The 17,010-nt window shown below is 61.8% G+C and carries 26 protein-coding genes; 15 read left to right on the top strand and 11 right to left on the bottom strand.

The genetic code is table 11. The features are described 5' to 3' along the window. Positions 1-129 precede the first annotated feature (129 nt). From MGEO_RS19150 to MGEO_RS21465, 4 genes are read right to left on the bottom strand one after another with little or no spacing between them, the layout of a single operon-like run. Complete coding sequence (locus MGEO_RS19150; RefSeq protein ID WP_085641343.1) at positions 130-1,098, bottom strand: YihY/virulence factor BrkB family protein; 969 nt, start codon at positions 1,096-1,098, stop codon at positions 130-132. A 56-nt stretch (positions 1,099-1,154) separates the two neighbouring features. Then, the gene (locus MGEO_RS19145) at positions 1,155-2,666 is read right to left on the bottom strand and encodes a phospholipase D family protein (protein WP_085641342.1); all 1,512 of its coding nucleotides are present in this window, start codon (positions 2,664-2,666) and stop codon (positions 1,155-1,157) included. A 41-nt stretch (positions 2,667-2,707) separates the two neighbouring features. Next, a complete protein-coding gene (locus tag MGEO_RS19140; protein ID WP_085641341.1) occupies positions 2,708-3,256 on the bottom strand; it encodes an RNA polymerase sigma factor in 549 nt (182 codons plus the stop codon). Continuing rightward, positions 3,249-3,413, bottom strand: coding sequence for a NepR family anti-sigma factor (locus MGEO_RS21465; RefSeq protein ID WP_158091060.1), 165 nt, complete (start codon positions 3,411-3,413; stop codon positions 3,249-3,251). The genes MGEO_RS19140 and MGEO_RS21465 overlap by 8 nt, the downstream gene beginning before the upstream one ends. 106 nt (positions 3,414-3,519) lie before the next feature. Here MGEO_RS21465 and MGEO_RS19135 point away from each other — a divergent pair, with 106 nt between their 5' ends. Continuing rightward, positions 3,520-4,329: a response regulator gene (locus tag MGEO_RS19135; RefSeq protein WP_085641340.1), complete on the top strand. Its 810-nt coding sequence runs from the start codon at positions 3,520-3,522 to the stop codon at positions 4,327-4,329. A gap of 58 nt (positions 4,330-4,387) precedes the next feature. Here MGEO_RS19135 and MGEO_RS19130 read toward each other — a convergent pair whose 3' ends face one another. After that, complete coding sequence (locus MGEO_RS19130) at positions 4,388-4,549, bottom strand: DUF1328 domain-containing protein (RefSeq protein ID WP_085641339.1); 162 nt, start codon at positions 4,547-4,549, stop codon at positions 4,388-4,390. 114 nt (positions 4,550-4,663) lie between these two features. On the opposite strand from MGEO_RS19130, the gene MGEO_RS19125 reads away from it, so the two are divergent. Further along, the gene (locus MGEO_RS19125) at positions 4,664-4,954 is read left to right on the top strand and encodes a DUF883 family protein (RefSeq protein WP_085641338.1); all 291 of its coding nucleotides are present in this window, start codon (positions 4,664-4,666) and stop codon (positions 4,952-4,954) included. On the opposite strand, the gene MGEO_RS19120 is transcribed toward MGEO_RS19125, so the two are convergent. Beyond that, entirely contained in the window at positions 4,951-5,319 is a 369-nt protein-coding gene (locus MGEO_RS19120) for a hypothetical protein (RefSeq protein ID WP_085641337.1), read from the bottom strand. The genes MGEO_RS19125 and MGEO_RS19120 overlap by 4 nt on opposite strands. A gap of 80 nt (positions 5,320-5,399) precedes the next feature. Between MGEO_RS19120 and MGEO_RS19115 the strand changes: the two genes are divergently transcribed. The 12 genes from MGEO_RS19115 (at position 5,400) to MGEO_RS19070 (ending at position 12,041) form a co-directional block, all read left to right on the top strand. Beyond that, the gene (locus tag MGEO_RS19115) at positions 5,400-6,128 is read left to right on the top strand and encodes a Crp/Fnr family transcriptional regulator (RefSeq protein WP_085641336.1); all 729 of its coding nucleotides are present in this window, start codon (positions 5,400-5,402) and stop codon (positions 6,126-6,128) included. 49 nt (positions 6,129-6,177) lie between these two features. Then, entirely contained in the window at positions 6,178-6,300 is a 123-nt protein-coding gene (locus MGEO_RS21875) for a hypothetical protein (RefSeq protein WP_269845907.1), read from the top strand. 30 nt (positions 6,301-6,330) lie between these two features. Further along, entirely contained in the window at positions 6,331-6,768 is a 438-nt protein-coding gene (locus tag MGEO_RS19110) for a PA2169 family four-helix-bundle protein (protein ID WP_085641335.1), read from the top strand. 25 nt (positions 6,769-6,793) lie between these two features. Next, positions 6,794-7,243, top strand: coding sequence for a hypothetical protein (locus MGEO_RS21460; protein WP_158091059.1), 450 nt, complete (start codon positions 6,794-6,796; stop codon positions 7,241-7,243). Next, entirely contained in the window at positions 7,240-7,641 is a 402-nt protein-coding gene (locus MGEO_RS19105; protein WP_158091058.1) for a phage holin family protein, read from the top strand. The genes MGEO_RS21460 and MGEO_RS19105 overlap by 4 nt, the downstream gene beginning before the upstream one ends. Continuing rightward, positions 7,634-8,398, top strand: a complete 765-nt coding sequence (locus MGEO_RS19100) for a hypothetical protein (protein ID WP_085641333.1) — start codon at positions 7,634-7,636, stop codon at positions 8,396-8,398. Before MGEO_RS19105 ends, MGEO_RS19100 begins: the two co-directional genes overlap by 8 nt. Continuing rightward, the gene (locus MGEO_RS19095; protein WP_085641332.1) at positions 8,398-9,423 is read left to right on the top strand and encodes an AI-2E family transporter; all 1,026 of its coding nucleotides are present in this window, start codon (positions 8,398-8,400) and stop codon (positions 9,421-9,423) included. Before MGEO_RS19100 ends, MGEO_RS19095 begins: the two co-directional genes overlap by 1 nt. A 1-nt stretch (position 9,424) precedes the next feature. Continuing rightward, positions 9,425-10,396, top strand: coding sequence for an amidoligase family protein (locus MGEO_RS19090; protein WP_158091057.1), 972 nt, complete (start codon positions 9,425-9,427; stop codon positions 10,394-10,396). Next, on the top strand, positions 10,393-11,106 hold the full coding sequence (locus tag MGEO_RS19085; RefSeq protein ID WP_085641330.1) for a gamma-glutamyl-gamma-aminobutyrate hydrolase family protein: 714 nt from the start codon (positions 10,393-10,395) through the stop codon (positions 11,104-11,106). The genes MGEO_RS19090 and MGEO_RS19085 overlap by 4 nt, the downstream gene beginning before the upstream one ends. Before the next feature lie 140 nt (positions 11,107-11,246). Further along, positions 11,247-11,435: a hypothetical protein gene (locus tag MGEO_RS19080; RefSeq protein ID WP_085641329.1), complete on the top strand. Its 189-nt coding sequence runs from the start codon at positions 11,247-11,249 to the stop codon at positions 11,433-11,435. 3 nt (positions 11,436-11,438) lie between these two features. Continuing rightward, on the top strand, positions 11,439-11,702 hold the full coding sequence (locus tag MGEO_RS19075; protein WP_085641328.1) for a DUF7218 family protein: 264 nt from the start codon (positions 11,439-11,441) through the stop codon (positions 11,700-11,702). A 144-nt stretch (positions 11,703-11,846) separates the two neighbouring features. Then, on the top strand, positions 11,847-12,041 hold the full coding sequence (locus tag MGEO_RS19070) for a PLDc N-terminal domain-containing protein (protein WP_198948125.1): 195 nt from the start codon (positions 11,847-11,849) through the stop codon (positions 12,039-12,041). A gap of 72 nt (positions 12,042-12,113) precedes the next feature. Here the strand turns inward: MGEO_RS19070 and MGEO_RS19065 are convergent, their stop codons facing one another. Next, complete coding sequence (locus MGEO_RS19065; RefSeq protein WP_085641327.1) at positions 12,114-12,536, bottom strand: c-type cytochrome; 423 nt, start codon at positions 12,534-12,536, stop codon at positions 12,114-12,116. Positions 12,537-12,685: 149 nt separating this feature from the next. On the opposite strand from MGEO_RS19065, the gene MGEO_RS19060 reads away from it, so the two are divergent. Then, entirely contained in the window at positions 12,686-13,120 is a 435-nt protein-coding gene (locus MGEO_RS19060; protein WP_085641326.1) for a DMT family transporter, read from the top strand. A 37-nt stretch (positions 13,121-13,157) separates the two neighbouring features. Here MGEO_RS19060 and MGEO_RS19055 read toward each other — a convergent pair whose 3' ends face one another. From MGEO_RS19055 to MGEO_RS19040, 4 genes are all read right to left on the bottom strand, one after another. Continuing rightward, positions 13,158-13,799, bottom strand: a complete 642-nt coding sequence (locus MGEO_RS19055; protein WP_085641325.1) for a DUF3047 domain-containing protein — start codon at positions 13,797-13,799, stop codon at positions 13,158-13,160. A 79-nt stretch (positions 13,800-13,878) separates the two neighbouring features. Further along, positions 13,879-14,859 (bottom strand): Ldh family oxidoreductase, encoded by a 981-nt coding sequence (locus MGEO_RS19050; protein WP_085641324.1) that lies wholly within the window; start codon positions 14,857-14,859, stop codon positions 13,879-13,881. A 48-nt stretch (positions 14,860-14,907) separates the two neighbouring features. Continuing rightward, positions 14,908-15,591 carry an ABC transporter ATP-binding protein gene (locus tag MGEO_RS19045; protein ID WP_085641323.1) on the bottom strand — a complete coding sequence of 228 codons (684 nt, stop codon included), beginning with the start codon at positions 15,589-15,591 and terminating at the stop codon, positions 14,908-14,910. Continuing rightward, positions 15,584-16,870, bottom strand: a complete 1,287-nt coding sequence (locus MGEO_RS19040; RefSeq protein ID WP_085641322.1) for a lipoprotein-releasing ABC transporter permease subunit — start codon at positions 16,868-16,870, stop codon at positions 15,584-15,586. Before MGEO_RS19040 ends, MGEO_RS19045 begins: the two co-directional genes overlap by 8 nt. Positions 16,871-17,010: the final 140 nt, after the last annotated feature.

The following is a 17,010-nucleotide window of genomic DNA, read 5'->3' as shown; positions in this document are numbered from 1 at the left end:
TCCTGACCCTAAGGCGAGAAGGGCAATTCCGCGGTCAAAAACAAGGCATGCACAACCATAGGTTTGTCGTAGAAAAGCATCGGATTTCCGTCGGCTTTCCCCACAGGATCCGACCGAAAAATGCGGCGATCACTCGGCTGGTTCGGTCAGGTCATCACCGCGCGCCGGACCCAGCGTATCTGCCTTCACGGCATCGCGTTGCCCCATCGGGCGGTCCTCGCCCACGGTACTGTCGCGCCGGGTCTGCGCTTCGAGTTCGGCATCCAGCAGCGCACCCAGCAGAACGATGAATGCCGACAGCCAAAGCCAGGTCAGCAGAATGATCACCCCGCCCAGCGCACCGAATGTTTCATTGTAGGATCCGAAGGATTGCACATAGAGGCTGAAGCCGTAGCTGCCCGCGACCCAGAGCGCGCAGGCCACAAATGCTCCGGGTGTCAGCCAGCGCCACCTGGCCGACCGCCGGTTCGGCCCGAGCCGGTACAGGATGGCAATGCCGACCACCCCCATCAGAAACAGCGCGGGCCAGCGCAGAAACATCACCAACTCGTCGATCACCCCGTATTCATCCACAAAGGACGCAATCACGGGGATCGCGGCCACCATGATGATGGCGATGAGCAGACCGACAATCAGCACGAAGGTCAGAAAGACCGTCAGCGCCTTCACCACGAAGAAGTTGCGCGTTTCCTTCTCTCCATAGATGACGTTCAGCCCGGAAATCAGGTTCGCCACCGCTTTGGACGCGGAGTAGAGCGCAATCGCTACGGCAAAGAGCGCGGCGAAGTTCAGCGTCGACGCATCCGCGTTCGCCACATCTCGCAACTGTCCCATCACGATCTGCTCTGCCGCTTCCGGCAGCATTGCGGTGATCTCGGCGCTGTTCTCGACAAGCATGTCCGGGTTCAGAAACGTCCCGGCAAAGGCCACAGCGGCGGTGATGCCGGGAAACAGCGACAGCAGCCCGTAGAACGCGATACCGGCAGCGATCAGCCCGAGGTTCTGGGTGCTTTGCCGCTGCCACATGCGCATCGCCACATCGAGCATCCCCCTGAGCGGAATACCGGTTGGTCGGTTGGCAGAGCGGCCACGGCTCATGGATGAACTCCCTTTGACGGTCAGGAAAGGAACCCTCCGCCCGGCTGTCAAGTTCCTCAGACGATGTTCTCTGTCACACCCGGCAGCGGCTGCACAAGCTCTGCGCTGTTGTCCGGATCGTAAGGCACAAGAAATCCGGACCGGTTCTTCGGCAGGCATACCCCGTTCTCACCGATGGATTTGGCCCACCAAGGCTGCAACGTGTTCAGTGCGCGCGCGGCGTCGGGAAGGCTCTCGAACCACCAGTGTTGCAGCAGCCTGGTTCTCAGGGCGGACACACGCACCGGATCGGTGATCTCAATCGCCGCTTCCGTGTCCCAGCGCATCGAGCGACCGTTGAGATTTGCAGATCCGACCAGCGCGTAGGTGTCGTCGCAGACCAGTACCTTGTTGTGAACATAGATGATCGGAGACCCGGCCAGCGCGGCCACCCCCTCACGTGAGGACATCACGGGGCGGACAGGCGAGGCAATCACCGCTCGTTCGCCGAACCCCTGTTGCACCATCTCCACCGCCTCTTTCTGAAGCGCCATCCCGAACCGGGTGTCGAGACCATCTTCACCATCAAACGCCAGCGTTTCAGGAAGTGCGGGCAGAATAAGCACCAGCGACAGTTGCGGGTTCTTCGCCGCTGCTTCGGCAAGCGCGCCTGCGATGACGCGCGAACGCAGGTACTGCGTCTCGATATGGATCACCTGGCGCGCTTTGCGAAATGCGGCGAGATGCGCGGCTTCGATCTCATTCGCAACAGTACGAGGAGACAGGTAGGGAAACTGCAACCGGCGGGGTGCCGACAACGTGCGCTTGATATGGGTCATCGCCGGGGGATCCATCTTTCCGGAGGTGACATCAAGAAAAGACGCAAGATGCGTCTTCGCCTCTGCCACTTCAGGGCCATTTCGGATCAGCAGATGCACGTCCGACCATGTGTCGCGTGCCGGTCGGTCGTGATCGAGCGTATCGAACCGCCTTTCGTTCAGATCAAGCCCGCCGATGAACAGCGTGTCATTATCCACGACAGCCAGCTTCTGATGGTGGGTCACCGTCCGGAGTTCCGGAATGACTGAGCTGTTCAGCCGCACCGCCTGACGGGTCAGCCGGTCTTTGTTCATGCGGGTGATCTGATCCCATTTGCGTTTGAGCACCGCGGGAAGGAACACGCCCCAGGGCAAACTGCCGGCCCGCGCCGGATGCAGCGCCGCGCTGATGCGGACCTGTCCCTGCGCTGCGCTCGCGATCTCGGCCAAAGCCGCACCCTGACGCACGGTTTTCCATGACAGCTCGTGCAGCGGTGTTGCCATAACTGGGTCAAAATCGCTGACCACCAGCGACAGTTTCACTCCCCGCGCCGCAACATGCGCCAAAAGGTCGAACCAGTCCCTGCCGACCTCCAGTGCTTCGGGGCTCCTCAGTCTGGTTTTCAGATCAAAGACCCGAAAGGAGCCACGGATTTCGGACTGCGCTCGTAAAACGGCCCGCTCGAAGGCGGGCCATGCTTCTTCTGCGGTGATGAGAACGTCGAAATCGGGCAGATCGGCCGATGGCGACGTCCTGTCAGGCTCGGACACGGATCATCCTTTCCGGTCTGCCCAGCGGATCGATATCCGGGTCAGGCCACATTTTTCTGGTTGCTGACGATGCCTGTGGTGACCAGATCCGTCGCTTCCATAACCTCGTCGTCACTCATCTGAAGCAGTTCGACCAATTGCTTGCGCGCCCGGTTCACGCGGCTCTTGATGGTGCCCACGGCAACGCCGCATGTTTCCGCGGCTTCCTCGTACGAAAAACCACCCGCGCCGACCAGAACCAGCGCTTCGCGCTGTTCATCATTCAGCTTGTCGAAGGCCCGGTTGAAATCGCGCATCTGCAGACGACCGTCATGGTCCGGCTTCTGGGCAAGGGACGCCGCCATTTCGCCATCGACATCCGACACTTCGCGCCGCGCCTTGCGATGGTGCGAGTAATAGGTGTTGCGCAGAATGGTGAAAAGCCACGCGCGCATATTCGTTCCCGGCTGGTAGGAGTCGATCTTCGACCATGCCTTGACCAGCGCGTCCTGCACCATGTCGTCCGCCAGTGCAGAGTTGCGCGTGAGGCTCATCGCGAACGCGCGCATGGCCCCGAGATGCTCGACGATTTCTTCTTTGGGATCAGTCATCTTTGGACTCCGCGGACGATTTGTCGGCCTCGCGAAGCTGGTCGAGAAGCTGTGTAAACCGGTCCGGCACCTGCTGGTTGACGACATCGTTGTAGGCCCGCTTGAGATTTGCTTCGATCTCCTGCTCAAGGCTTGAAGTTTTGCGATCCTGTTTCATGTAGCCCTTCAGATGATTTATCCGTTTTGTCGCGCGATAGCGGGAACCTAACGCGATGTAGTGCGTTTGGTTCCCGCAACACCTAAAAAAAGTGGGAGCTTTTTATATGTCGACCGAACAAGCCCAGGATCTTACCTCGAAGATCGGAGCGAACCTTCCGTTTCTCCGCCGGTATGCGAGGGCTCTCACTGGATCTCAGGTCGAGGGGGACAAATACGCCGTCGCGACGCTGGAAGCGATCTTGAGTGATACATCGGTGTTCGACCATGACGCGGCGAACAAAGTGGCGCTTTTCAAGGTCTTCCATTCCATCTGGTCCACCTCCGGCGCCACATTTGAATCCGGCGAGACAGGCATCGCCGCAAAAGCGCAGGAACACCTGTCCCGCCTGACCTCGGGCACGCGCGAGGCGCTGCTGCTGCACACCATCGAAGAGCTGTCTTTCGACGATGTGGCGTTCGTGCTCGATATCAGCCCGGAGGAAGCCGCCAAACTTGTCGATATCGCCTATACGGAGATGGCAAAGTCGCTTGCCGGCAAGGTGATGATCATCGAAGACGAGGCGATCATCGCTATGGACCTTGAAGCGATTGTCACTGACATGGGCCATGCCGTTACCGGAATTGCCCGTACGGCAGACGCGGCGGTGAGCCTCTACAAGACCGAAAAACCGCATCTCATCATGTCGGATATCCAGCTTGCCGATAATTCCAGCGGCATCGACGCGGTAAACAAGATCATCGAGAACGATCCCGATGTACCTGTCATCTTCATCACAGCGTTCCCGGAACGGCTGCTGACCGGCGAAGGCCCGGAACCGGCGTTCCTCATCGCCAAACCTTACACCGAGGATCAGGTGCGATCTGCTGTCAGTCAGGCGATGTTCTTCTCCTCTACGGAAACGCTCAAGGCCTGATCGAAAAAACAAAAAACCGAGGCAGCGCGCCTCGGTTTTTTTATTTGCTTTGTGCGCCCTACGACCTGACGGCGCGCATGATCAGCGTGATGACAAACAGCACCAAAAACACCACGAACAGGATCTGAGCGATCCCTGCCGATGCGGATGCTATTCCGCCGAAGCCGAACAAAGCGGCGATAAGTGCGATCACGAAAAAGATGGCAGCCCAGTAAAGCATAGTCTGTTCCTTTCCTCTTTGCAGTCCTGCCAGACAAACCCGGTCCCGTTCTCAAAGGTTCCGAGGAACTTTGCAGACCGGGCGACGTTGGTCTGGAAAGGAAAGGAGACGACTATGACACAGACAGATAATGCCTCCACGATCGCTCACGCAAATCACGGCAATACCGGAGATAAAGTGACTCACCGCATCCGCGAGGCTGCGACCTCGGCGCAAGACACCCTGCACGGTGCCGCCGATGCGCTGCGCGAGTCCGCATCGACCGCTGTGGAAAAAGGCGCCGATCATGCGCAGGCCGTGCAGACCGAATTCGACAGCGCAGTGCGCCGCAATCCGACGCTTGCCATCGCGGGCGCCGTGGGCGTGGGTGTTCTTCTTGGCATGGCGCTGAACCGCCGAGCCTAACGCGACATCTTGAGGCGCGCCAAAGCGGCCATCACGTCATTGGTCGAGAAGGGGCGGTTGAGACACCCCGCCCCTTCCCCAACCCCCAGCGATACCGGGCCGTCGAGAACCAGCAAAGCCGTGCCTGACCTGTCCAGCGTTTCAACAAAGCGGGACGACTCATGGATATGCATCGACAGGCCGAAAATGATCAGATGCAGACTTTGCCGAGACTGCTCCACCACAAACCGGGCCTTACCGACATCCCGTGCGAGCGCCACAGGACCAAGTCCCTCTGGCGTCAGCATTTCAATCAGGTCTTCTGCCTCGACCATATTGTCGGACACGATGAGGGTCTTGGGAAACTCCGCGACCACCTCTGACATATGACGAACTCCTTCGGATTCGCTTCACACATGCCATCACCGCGGATGGTCCGCATTTAACTGTGACATAGCAGGAACCCATGAAAACCGATTGCCACAACTGTCCGTTGCGTAAACTCGATCTGTTCGACCCCATGTCGAAAGACGAGGTGCACTTCATGTCGAAATTCAAAACCGGGGAATTCGTCGCGCAGCCGGGCACCGAGATCCTGGCGGAAGGGGCGTCCTCGTCACAGCTCTACACCGCGCTCGACGGTATGGGTCTGCGGTTCAAAACGCTCGAAAACGGGAGCCGTCAGGTCGTGGGCTTTATTCTGCCCGGCGATTTCATCGGTCTGCAGAGCGGCGTGATGGGAGAGATGCAACATTCGGTCGAAGCAACGACCCGCATGACCATGTGCGTATTCAACCGGTCCGAACTATGGGACCTTTTCAAGTATCAACCCCGACGGGCTTTTGATCTGACCCATGTGGCCGCAACCGAAGAATACCTGCTGGGCGAGGCGCTGGCTGCCGTAGGTCAGATGGATGGATATGCGAAAATCTCGTGGGTTCTGAACCGGTTCTTCCGGAGGCTCACCGCGTTGGGGCTGAACGAAAACGACCAGGTGCCCCTGCCCTACAGACAGCAGGATATCGCGGACGCCATGGGTCTGTCGCTTGTCCATACGAACAAGACCTTGGCCAAACTCCGCGAAGATGGTGTCGCCACATGGGCGAATGACACGCTCACGGTGCACCGACCCAAGATGCTGGCCGAAAATGCATTCGAGCGTGGTACGAGACTGCGCACTCGACCGCTGATCTGAAAAATATCCATGTCACGAAAGCTTTTGCCGGGCGCTGCCTCTTCAGGCGATGACACAGCGGGTTTGTTCGAAATCCAAACGATGTGATCTCAAAGTGGTCGGCGGCAAAGCGCCCATGGAGCGCGCCACCGGCGTTGATCCGGGCTTTGCCGAGGAACTCCCAGGGCGGTGACGCGTTCACTCTGCAACCAAGGAGATCACAATGTCCGAACCAGAAAACCATGCCGCGCATAATTGCGTGCAATCGCTCTTCGATACGTTGATCGACGTGAACGAAGGCTACAAGGAACTCGTGAAACGTGCCGAGCCTGAGGTCCGGGACATCATTCAGGATGTCGCCGACCAGCACAGCCGCGACCTCTCGGAAATAGAAGCCGTCGCGCTGAAGAACGGTGTCGCGCCGGACCGTTCGGGAACCGTGATGAGCGAGGTCCACAAGACCGCCGTCCGCCTGCGCGACCTCTTCACCGACATCGACAGGCACGTGCTCGAAGCCGTGGGCGAAGGCGAGGAAAACGTCGTGTCAGCCTATGACAGCGCCATCAAGCACCTGCCGGCGTCCAACGATCTTCACAGCGTTCTCGTGACGCAGAGGCGCAGACTTCAGGGCAAGATCGTCGCCCTGTTCGAAGCTGCCTGACCAAATCATTCTGACGGAGGGCATCTTGGCCAACACCGAAAGCACGTTAGACGCCGCCAAACGGCACACACGCGACATGGCGCGAGACGCGAAAGAAACCATCGCCTCTGCCGCAATCGACGAGGCGGAAACGCTGCGCCAGCGCGCGATCGACGAAGTGGATCAAGCTGCCGATGCCACAGACGCGGCGCGGCAGGAGTTCGATGCACAGTCGCTGCAAGCCGCTGTGCTGCGCCATCTGGGCGCTCAGATCAGCAGCGTCGCCGATCACCTTCGGGACAAACCGGTCGATGCGATGGTCGATGACGTGGCCGTGTTCGCCCGGCGCAATCCGCTGCTATTTCTCGGCGGTGCCGCAGTCGCCGGCTTTGCGGCAGCGCGGTTTCTCAAATCCGGCTCCGGGACACGGAACGCACAAAAAGCCGCCGACGACCCTTGGGCCGGGCACCTCGACAGTGGGGAGAAGCAACAGTGACCGACCCGACCCCGCAACATCCGGACTGGCGCGCGCTCGTGGTCGGGATCCTTGCTGAGGCCCGCGCCCTCTTGCGCACAGAACTGCAACTCGCAAAGCGCGAACTCTCGGACAATGCGTCCCGCGCCGGTGGTGGTCTGATCCTGTTCGGGCTTGCCGCGCTGGTGGCCTTTGTCGGGCTGACCGCGCTGGCCGTCGCCGCCGTTCTGGGCGTCGCCGCTCTTGGCCTCAGCCTCGGCTGGGCCGCGCTGACCGCTGCGGTCGGGTTTCTTGCCGTCGCACTGATCCTGGCCCTGATCGGCCGGTCACGGCTGTCTGCGGCGACGCTGACCCCAAGACGCACGCTCAAGCAATTCAAATCCGATGTTCACGCAGTAAAGGAGATGTCCCGTGCCTAACGCAGACCAACTCGAACGCAGCGCCGAGGCACATAGGGCGCAACTGACGGATCACATCAGCGCACTGGCGTCCTCAATTCAACCAGAGGCGCGGGCGAAAGAGGCTGTTGGCCAGACAGCCGACCTTGGACAGACGCTTGTCTCTGCCGCGCTTGATGGTGCCAGGCGGAACCCCTCGGGTCTTGCCCTGATCGGCATCGGCGCCGCGCTCATTGCACTGGGTGGCCCCCGCAGGGACGGACCCGGGCTGACCGCCTATAAAGATATGGGCGGGCATGACGACCGCATCGCCCGCGCCGACGCAAAAATGCGTGCCCGCGATCAGGTCGCCACAGGCCGTTTTGCCACCTCACCTTCCGCGTCCGCCCTGCGCAAATCCCTCGACAAGGGGCTCGACAGGCTGTCTCCCGAAGCGCGCGCGCGGGTGACGGACGCCCGGCTCAAGGTGATTGATGCGCAGGAGGCTGTGGAGCGTCACACCCTTCTGGCGACTGAACAGGCGCGCGAGGCGCATCAGAGTCAGCCATTCCTGACCGGCGCTCTGGTCGCCGGACTTGGTGCATTGATCGGGGCGCTTCTGCCCTCTACCCGGGCCGAGGCCGATCTGATGGGAGCAACCCGCGACAAGATGATGCGCGACGCAGAGGCGATCCTGCGGGAAGAGATGTCCAAGCTCGAACAGCAGGGAAAAGCGGCGGTCGAAAGCGGTATCAGGTCCGCACGCGCCGAATTCTCTGACGCGGGACAGACCGCCTGATGACACAAAACAAAGCCACACTGGCCCAGATGCAGCTTGTCTGCCTTGGGCTTTTGGCGGTCATTGCTGCGGTGGTGGCCCTCAAACTTGCAAAAGGGCTTCTCGCCCCGGTGACGCTTGGCCTTGTCGTCGCCATTGTCGCTGCTCCGGGGATGCGGCTGCTCGCGCGGTTGGGCATCCCGCGCGCCGTCAGCGCGAGCATCAGCCTCATCTTTGTCGCGGCGTTCACCGTTCTGCTGATCGCGGGGCTTGGACCCATCGTGATGGATCTCATCGGACAGGTGCCGCGCATCGAGGATGAAATCCGCTACTATGTCGTCGAAATGAGCCGCGCCATCCGGGGACTGGAATCCGTTCAGTACGAACTGGAACGCTCTCTGGCACAGGACGGCGAGGCCGTCGAGGATGCGATGCCAAGCCTGCTGGACGCGCTCTGGGTCGCCCCCAACTTTGCAGCTCAACTGCTGACGTTTGCCGGGACATTCTTCTTTTTCACCCTGACCCAGAACGAAATCTACGCAACCGTTCCGGGGCAAAGCACATCGTTGCGCAAGGCCGACAGGGCGGTGTCGCATTACTTTGTCACGGTCACGGCCATCAACGCAGGTCTTGGCGCAGCCGTCTTCGTCGCCATGACCGTCATCCGAGTTCCGAACCCGATGCTCTGGGGTGCGGCGGCCTTCATTCTGAACTTCGTGCTCTATCTGGGCCCGGTCATGCTCATCGTCGCTTTCGGCGTTGTCGGGTTTACCGAATTCAATGGTGCCTACGCTCTGCTGCCCGCGCTAGCCTATTTCCTGCTCAACATGACCGAGGCGCAATTCGTGACACCGACGCTTGTCGGCCAGCGGCTGCAACTAAATCCTCTGGTCGTGTTTCTGTCGATCCTCTTCGGTCTCTGGCTTTGGGGACCCATCGGTGGAATTGTATCTTTGCCAATTCTGGTCTGGGTCACGGCCTATCTGACCCATGCACCGCATTTCGAAACCGGGCCGCACCACGAACCGACACCGACGCAGGCATAACATGACCGCAACCGCCACGCCTTTCCCGCCCCTGCCGATCGAAACAACTGCGGCTGGTGACGAACGCCTGACAGGGATCGAGATCGAATTTGCCGGTCCGACCGAACTGGAGACCGGCAAGCTGATCGCGCGCGAATTCGGCGGCACGGTTCAGGATGACGGCCAGCACAGCGTCACGGTGTGCGACACGGCCTTTGGCGACATCGAGGTCGAACTCGACATCACGCTGCGCAAACGAAAAGACCTGCCCTTTCTTAAGGAAGGGCTGGACGCATTTCGCGGACTGATCCCGGTCGAGGTGGTGACCCCGCCTCTCAGCCGAGCGCAGCTGTCCGAGTTCAACACGATCTGCGCCGCGCTGCGCGGGATCGGCGCCATGGGGTCGCGCACCGGCGTACTGCTGGGATTTGGCGTTCATGTGAACCCCGAGGTCGTCGCACCCGATCACCGGTTCACTCTCGACACGATCACGGCCTATGCGCTGCTCGAACCGTGGCTCCGGCGCAAGGAACAGGTGGACACGACGCGCCGCATGATGCCCTTCGTCGGCGCCTGGCCGCGCGGGCTGATCTCGGAGCTGGCGAATACGCGATGCGACTCGCTGGCAGAAGTGATGCAGATCTGCGCGCGTCACATCGCCAGCCGGAACCAGAGCCTCGATCTTCTGCCGCTTTTCAAACACGCTGAGCCGGAACTTTTTTCCCGCCTGTTCGACACCACCGACAAGACCTCGGCGCGGCCTACCTTTCATTTCCGCCTGCCGGACAGCCGCATCGATGAAGCCGACTGGTCGCTCCTGCAACCCTGGCAACTGTGGCGCCAGGTTGAATTGGTGGCCGCCAATCCCGATCTTTTATCTGCCCTGCGCAGCGCATGGAGAACCCATGACGCGGCATGGTTCGAACGCAAATCCGTCTGGGTCGAAACCATTGACGGGCTGCTGTCCCGGCACAACGCAAAGGCTGACGCATGAGCCGTCCTCTGATCGCTGTCACGACCTCATCACGCACGGGATGGCGGGTGTATCCGCTCATCAACCTCAATCTCTGGATCACCGGCGGGCGCGGTGTGCGCTGGGGCGTCGGGCGGATTTCCGAGCTCGACCATGTGGACGGGCTGATCATCGGCGGTGGCGATGATATCGGCCCCGAGATGTATGGCGGGAAACTCGGCATCTCGGCCCGGCTCGATCCGGAACGCGATGCGCTTGAACGCTCACTTGCCGAAGCGGCGCTTGAGCGGAACATCCCGGTGCTTGGTATCTGCCGTGGCTCACAAATGCTCAATGTCGCACTCGGCGGCACGCTCGATCAGGATGCGTGGGGCACATATGGACGCGAACGGATGATCAAGACCGTCCTGCCCAAGCGGGAAATCCACGTCGAAGACAGGACTCACCTGTCGCTGATCAGCGGGAACGATCCGATGAAGGTCAATGCGCTGCACACGCAGGCGGTTGACCGTCTGGGCGATGGGCTGCGCGTCTCGGCGCGTGACACCGGCGGCATGGTGCAGGCCGTGGAGCGGGTGCGTGATCCGTTTGCGCTCGGGGTCCAGTGGCATCCGGAACATCTGTTCTATGCGCACCGTCAGCGGGCAATCTTCCGGGCGCTTGTCAGTGCCGCAAACGCCTACCGACACGAACGCAATCAGACCCGCGCCATGCTGCGCGACATCGCCTGACCACCCGTCAGCACCTTTTTCCGCGCGATCACGATTCCTTCAAATCAGCCCTCGCACGCGGGCGGCAGCCCTGCGCCATGGGGAACCTCAGACGCAGTCACGCGTTGAGACGGTGAAACACGAATTTGAAGAGGTACACCATGTCCGCTCCATCAACCAACGTGGAAAAACAGTCGAAACGCCACCGCCCGGCCATCTGGGGCATGGCAGCTGTCGGGGTCTTTGCCGCCGTCCTGTTCTTCGCCTACCTCGCCAATCTTGCCGCCCAGGGCAATGAACCGGGCGAAGAGGCTGGGACCGCCGCCCCAAGCGTCGCGACGGACGGATAAGCCATGGCCAACTCCCACGGCCCGTCAATCAAGGATGACGACACCTACGAAGCGCTGCGCGATGACGGCTACGGCAAAGAGGCCGCCGCCCGCATCGCCAACGCACAGGCGAACAGATCACAGAACCCGTCCAAAAAGGGCGGCAAGGCACCGCCCTACGAGGATTGGACCAAAGACGATCTCTATGAGCGCGCACAGGAACTTGGCATTGACGGGCGTTCCGACATGACCAAAGCTGAACTCATCGGCGCACTTCGGGACCGATAGAGCGATGGCGTTTTCCAAAGGCAATTCCGTCGCGTGGAACCGGGGGAACGGAACCGGCCCACGATCCGGATCGGTGGAACCGGGATCACGCGCGACGCCAGCAAGGATGCACCTAAGGGACTGACCGGCGGTAAGGAGAGCAAAATGGGAATAGAAATCACGGGAATCGGCGGGTTCATCCTTCTGGTCCTCAATGTCTGGGCCTTCGTGTCGATCATCGGCTCGAAGAATTCGACTGGCTCCAAGGTGCTTTGGTGCCTTCTGGTCCTGATTCTGCCGCTTCTGGGCTTCATCATCTGGCTGATCGCCGGCCCGAGGTCCGCGTCCTCACGCGCCTGAACGCTTCTGCCCACGAGAAAGAAAGCCCCGCAAACCTGCGGGGCTTTCTAATATCTGGAATCCGGTTCCCTGTCAGCGCGTCGCCTGGATGCTCTCGATATATTCCAGCAGCGCCACCAGTTTGCGCGGCGTCGGGGTCAATACACCGTCACCGGTGTCCAGCGGGACAAGATCGCCCTCCAGCAAGGCTCCGAATTCCGGCATGTTCGGCCCGTTCAGATCCGACTTCGCGTAACCGTCAATCGTCGACAACACCTTCGCGCGGGGAAATCCGTCGCCATTGCGCACCGCGATAAGCGAAAGGTTTGGCGGCGCTTTTGCCATCGCCCGCGCCATCGGCCCGTTACCGGTGCCGTCGACCCCATGACAGACTGCGCAATTCTCCATGAACAGCGCCCGTCCATCACTGGCCTGGGGCATTTCCTCGGGCGTACAGGCCGCAACCAGTCCGGCGGCAAGCGCCCCGATCAACAGGCTGAAACGTGGTGCGCGCATGTAGGCCTCCTTGCTCGATTGTCCCCAGAGTGCCTGTCTTTCGCGTCCTTCGCAACCGGGCGCATAACGCCACGGCCAAGCTTTGCCGGGTGACATTTCGGGCCGACCGGCGCAGTCTCCGGGCAGCCGCTTCAACAAGGACACGACACATGCCGATCTATGCCCTGACCATGCTTGCCGCCGGGATCGGAATTCCGCTGCTTGCCGCCCTGAATGCCGCTTTGGGAATGCGCATCGGCTCACCGGCGGCTGCGGCAATGGTGCTGTTCTGCGTGGCGCTTCTGGCGACAAGCCTCGTGACGCTGGCCACCGGTCCAAAGGCACTGGCCGGGGTGCCACTCGCGCCGCGCCATCTGCTGCTGGCGGGGCTTCTGGTCGCGTTCTACGTGCTGTCGATCACCTATATCGCACCGCATTTCGGCGTCGGAAACGCGGTGTTCTTCGTTCTTCTGGGGCAGCTGATCTCGGCCGCGCTGATCGATCATTTCGGTCTTTTCGGTGCTCGTGTCAGTCCCCTCAGCCTGACCCGCGCAACCGGCATTGCGGTCATGGCGCTTGGTGTCTGGATCACGCAGCGGGCCTGAACGGCGCGGCTGCCCGCGCACCCGCCGCGCGGGCGGGTCAGTTGACGTTCAGCCCGCTGATCGTCGCCCGGATACGGCTGTCGGTGTCGTCACTGTCACCCGAAATGGCAAGCCCGACCAGAGCGGCACCACCCCCGCCAAAGGCGTTGGCGTAGTCGCGTGCAAGATTGACGTTTTCGCTCGCGCTGCCGGTGCCCGAACCGCGCAGGACAATCGTCTTGCCCCTGTTGCCCAGATACGGGCTGCTCAGAACCGCGCCACGGTTGTGCGCCCCGCCCCAGACATAGACAAGCACCCGAGCGGCGTTGTTGGTCAGCAGCTTGCGCACGCTGGCACCTTTCAGCGCCTGAGCCTCGGCTTCGGGAAGGAACACAAAATAAAGCGCGAGGTTGCGGTCATCTCCACCCTTCTTGCGCAGATCGGTTGCCGGCACGCCTTCCTGCACCGACCAGGACCACTTGGCAGAGGACGCGCCCCAATAGCTTTCGGGCAGCGGGCGATAGGCCAACGATACGGATCCGTCCGACGACACGCTCACCGAGCCTCCGTTGAAGCCGTATGTGTTGGACGAAAACAGAGAGAACTTCTGCGTTTTCCAAGACCCGTCAAATGACACGGGAGCGGCCAGCGCGGGCAGAGCAAGAAGTGACAGAAGGACGGCGGCAGACAGACGCAACATGGGGAAACCTTTTCCTGATCGCTGCCGTTTTAGCAGCCGCCCGCGCTCACCTGCATCAAACGTTCGCGTGAGACATGTGTCACCGATCCGCCAGCGCGCAGGTCGCCTCCCACAATGCGTCCGGCACGTTAACCTTGGTTAACAAAACCTTTCCCTGACCGGGCATCCGCGCACCGTCATCCTGCGACACGGCCTCGGCCAGCCCGGCGACCATCGCATGAAACTCGGGGCGGACCCCCGGATCGATCAGCAGGAAGCAATGCGCCAGATCGTGCGGCGCGCCTTCGGGTGCCTTGAGCGGTTTGACCTCCCGGCTTGGCGTACCGCCGGCCAGCCCGGCCGCCATGATCTCGACCATCAGACCCAGCCCCCAGCCCTTGTAGCCGCCTGTGCTGCACAGCGACCCGGCCAATGCGGCCTCCGGGTCCGTTGTCGGGTTGCCCTCGGCATCCACCGCCCAGCCTTCGGGGATCTTTTCCCCTGCGGCTTTCGCCATCGTGATCCGCCCCAGCGCGACGCTTGTCGTAGACTGATCGAACATCATGGCGACACCGCCCTGCCCGTCCGGCACCGAAAAAGACATCGGGTTGGTGCCGATCACCCGCGTCTTTCCCCCGGGCGGGGCGACGATGGGTGACGCGTTGGTGTAACCCATGCCGATCATCCCCGCTTTCGCGATGGCTTCGGTGAACCAGCCCAGCGCGGTGCAGGTGTGGGCGTGGCGCACAAACAGGCAGGCAATCCCGGTTTCACTCGCGGCCTCGGTCGCCATGTCCAGCGCAGCGGCAAAGGCTGGCTGCGCGAACCCGTAGGCTGCGTCGACCTCGACCACACCCTTGCGCGGTTTCCCGACCGCCGGCGCGACGTCGCCCCGGACCCTGCCCGTGACAAGCTGCTGGCAATAGCTTTCGAGGTAGTAAAGCCCGCAGATCCGGTTGCCCCGCGCCTCGGCCCAGGACACCGCATCTGCCATCGTGTGCGCCACCGCGTCGGACGCCCCATGCGCCCGCAGCGCGCGCTCCGTCACTTCGTTGATCTGCGAAACATCCACCTCGGCCATGCTGTCCTCCCTCACATTGCGCGCAGAGTGACAGCCTCGGCCCGGAGGTCAAGCCGGGGACAGGACCCCCTGATCCAACCGCAGCTGGCGGTCCATCTTCGCCGCCAACTCCATGTTGTGCGTGGCGATCAGCGCCGACAACCCGGTTTCCCGGACCAGAGTCATAAGCGCGTCAAACACCGTGTCCGAGGTTGCGGGATCGAGATTCCCGGTCGGCTCGTCCGCCAGAAGCACCGAAGGCCGGTTGGCCAGCGCCCGGCAGAACGCCACCCTCTGCTGCTCTCCACCCGACAATGCTGCCGGCCGGTGATCCGCGCGTGCGGCGATGCCGACGATCCCGAGAAGCTCCTTCGCACGCGCATCGGCATCGCGGCGCGCGACTCCGGCGGCAAGTTGCGGCAGCACGATGTTTTCCTGCGCGCTGAATTCGGGCAGCAGATGATGGAACTGATAGACGAACCCGACCTCGTCCCGCCGGACAAGCGTGCGCCGCCGATCCGGCGCGCCCGTCACATCCGTTCCGCCGATCTCGACCGTCCCGGCATCAGGCGTGTCCAGCAGACCGGCAATGTGCAGCAGGGTCGATTTTCCTGCACCGGACGGCGCCACCAGTGCCACCACTTCGCCTTTGGTCAGCGACACATCCACCCCGCGCAGCACGTCGACCGCCGCAGCTGTGCCAGCGTTGTAGGACTTGGTGATGCCGGTCAGTCGCAATGAGACGTCATTCATAGCGCAGCGCCTCGACCGGGTTCATCCGCGCAGCCCGCCGGGCGGGGAAGATCGTCACGATGAAGCTGAGCCCAAGCGACAGCGCGATGGCGCTGAGCACATCAGGCAGGCGCAGTTGCGCGGGCAACTCATAAATTCCGCGCACTGCCGGGTCCCAGACACCGCCGCCTGCGACATAGTTCACGAAAGAAAAGATCGGATCTATGTAGAGCGCAAACAGGCATCCCAGGATCACCCCGGCCACGGTCCCGAGTATGCCGGTGAAGGCCCCGCAGATGAAAAACACCCGCAGTACGGCACCTTCTGTCAGGCCCATCGTGCGCAGGATACCGATGTCGCGGCCCTTGTTCTTGACCAGCATGATCAGGCCCGAGACGATATTCATGGCGGCGATCAGCACGAGGATCGACAGGATGATGAACATCACGTTGTCCTCGATCTCGAGCGCCCGGAGGAAGCCGCCGCTGGCGTCCTGCCATGTCCAGACCAGTGCGCGCTGTCCTCCGGCCTGAACGATCGGAAGCGTCATCTCTTCGACCCGGTCAGGATCGGCGACCATCACTTCGATCTCGTCGGCCACGCCCTCGCGGTTGAAGTAGAGCTGCGCCTCGCCAAAGGGCATGTAGACGCGCGTGCGGTCGATGTCATAGCGCCCGGCGGTGAAGATGTAGACCACCTCGTAGGCCTTGACGCGCGGGCTTGTGCCGAAGGCGGTTTTGACCCCGTCGGGTGAGATCAGTTTGACCTTGTCGCCCAGCGTAACGCCGATTTCGCGCGCCACGCCGGATCCGATGGCGATGCCCTCGGAAAAGCGGGTCAGCTCGCCGCGCGCGTTGTCGGGGTCGGCGATGCGCGGGATGGTGGCGAGGTCCTCCAGGGCGATCCCGAACACTTCGACACCGGCGTTGCGGCTGTTGGCCGTGGCCATGACCTGCCCCTTCACCAAGGGGGCCGCACGGGTGACACCGGGGACAGACCCAACAGCCTGCGCCAGCGTTTCGTAGTCGGCGATGGTCCGACTGGAGCGTCCGAATTCGTCGGTTTGCTGTGTGTAGTAGACGGTCACATGGGCGTTTGAGCCGAGAATCGTATCGACGAATTCGGCGCGAAACCCGGAGCGCACGGCCAGCGTGGCAATCAGGGCGAACACTGCAAGAGTGATGCCGATCAGGCTGATCCATGTCATGACGCTCACGCCGCCTTCGGCCCGGCGGGCGCGCAGGTAACGCCATGCGATCATCCATTCGAACGGGGCAAAAGGCGGTGGGGTTTGGGCCATCTTGGTCTCGTGCTGCTCTGGTCGATAAGTGGCCGCTTGGCCCCGGCGGGTCAAGCCGCACGGGTCAGGTCCGGTTCGGACCTAATGTTTCGCGCGCGAAACATTGCGTCAGAGGCTCTGACCTACCTCTGTCCAGAGCG

This window comes from Marivita geojedonensis, from assembly GCF_002115805.1.
GTDB lineage: Bacteria > Pseudomonadota > Alphaproteobacteria > Rhodobacterales > Rhodobacteraceae > Marivita > Marivita geojedonensis.
This window is presented reverse-complemented; position numbering and strand designations above follow the sequence as displayed.

Coding starts and splice junctions, on each gene's coding strand:
- MGEO_RS19150 (WP_085641343.1), bottom strand. CDS start 1,098: ATGAGCCGTGGCCGCTCTGCCAACCGACCAACCGGTATTCCGCTCAGG.
- MGEO_RS19140 (WP_085641341.1), bottom strand. CDS start 3,256: ATGACTGATCCCAAAGAAGAAATCGTCGAGCATCTCGGGGCCATGCGC.
- MGEO_RS21465 (WP_158091060.1), bottom strand. CDS start 3,413: ATGAAACAGGATCGCAAAACTTCAAGCCTTGAGCAGGAGATCGAAGCA.
- MGEO_RS19135 (WP_085641340.1), top strand. CDS start 3,520: ATGTCGACCGAACAAGCCCAGGATCTTACCTCGAAGATCGGAGCGAAC.
- MGEO_RS19130 (WP_085641339.1), bottom strand. CDS start 4,549: ATGCTTTACTGGGCTGCCATCTTTTTCGTGATCGCACTTATCGCCGCT.
- MGEO_RS19125 (WP_085641338.1), top strand. CDS start 4,664: ATGACACAGACAGATAATGCCTCCACGATCGCTCACGCAAATCACGGC.
- MGEO_RS19120 (WP_085641337.1), bottom strand. CDS start 5,319: ATGTCAGAGGTGGTCGCGGAGTTTCCCAAGACCCTCATCGTGTCCGAC.
- MGEO_RS19115 (WP_085641336.1), top strand. CDS start 5,400: ATGAAAACCGATTGCCACAACTGTCCGTTGCGTAAACTCGATCTGTTC.
- MGEO_RS21875 (WP_269845907.1), top strand. CDS start 6,178: ATGACACAGCGGGTTTGTTCGAAATCCAAACGATGTGATCTCAAAGTG.
- MGEO_RS19110 (WP_085641335.1), top strand. CDS start 6,331: ATGTCCGAACCAGAAAACCATGCCGCGCATAATTGCGTGCAATCGCTC.
- MGEO_RS19095 (WP_085641332.1), top strand. CDS start 8,398: ATGACACAAAACAAAGCCACACTGGCCCAGATGCAGCTTGTCTGCCTT.
- MGEO_RS19090 (WP_158091057.1), top strand. CDS start 9,425: ATGACCGCAACCGCCACGCCTTTCCCGCCCCTGCCGATCGAAACAACT.
- MGEO_RS19085 (WP_085641330.1), top strand. CDS start 10,393: ATGAGCCGTCCTCTGATCGCTGTCACGACCTCATCACGCACGGGATGG.
- MGEO_RS19080 (WP_085641329.1), top strand. CDS start 11,247: ATGTCCGCTCCATCAACCAACGTGGAAAAACAGTCGAAACGCCACCGC.
- MGEO_RS19075 (WP_085641328.1), top strand. CDS start 11,439: ATGGCCAACTCCCACGGCCCGTCAATCAAGGATGACGACACCTACGAA.
- MGEO_RS19070 (WP_198948125.1), top strand. CDS start 11,847: ATGGGAATAGAAATCACGGGAATCGGCGGGTTCATCCTTCTGGTCCTC.
- MGEO_RS19065 (WP_085641327.1), bottom strand. CDS start 12,536: ATGCGCGCACCACGTTTCAGCCTGTTGATCGGGGCGCTTGCCGCCGGA.
- MGEO_RS19060 (WP_085641326.1), top strand. CDS start 12,686: ATGCCGATCTATGCCCTGACCATGCTTGCCGCCGGGATCGGAATTCCG.
- MGEO_RS19055 (WP_085641325.1), bottom strand. CDS start 13,799: ATGTTGCGTCTGTCTGCCGCCGTCCTTCTGTCACTTCTTGCTCTGCCC.
- MGEO_RS19050 (WP_085641324.1), bottom strand. CDS start 14,859: ATGGCCGAGGTGGATGTTTCGCAGATCAACGAAGTGACGGAGCGCGCG.
- MGEO_RS19045 (WP_085641323.1), bottom strand. CDS start 15,591: ATGAATGACGTCTCATTGCGACTGACCGGCATCACCAAGTCCTACAAC.
- MGEO_RS19040 (WP_085641322.1), bottom strand. CDS start 16,870: ATGGCCCAAACCCCACCGCCTTTTGCCCCGTTCGAATGGATGATCGCA.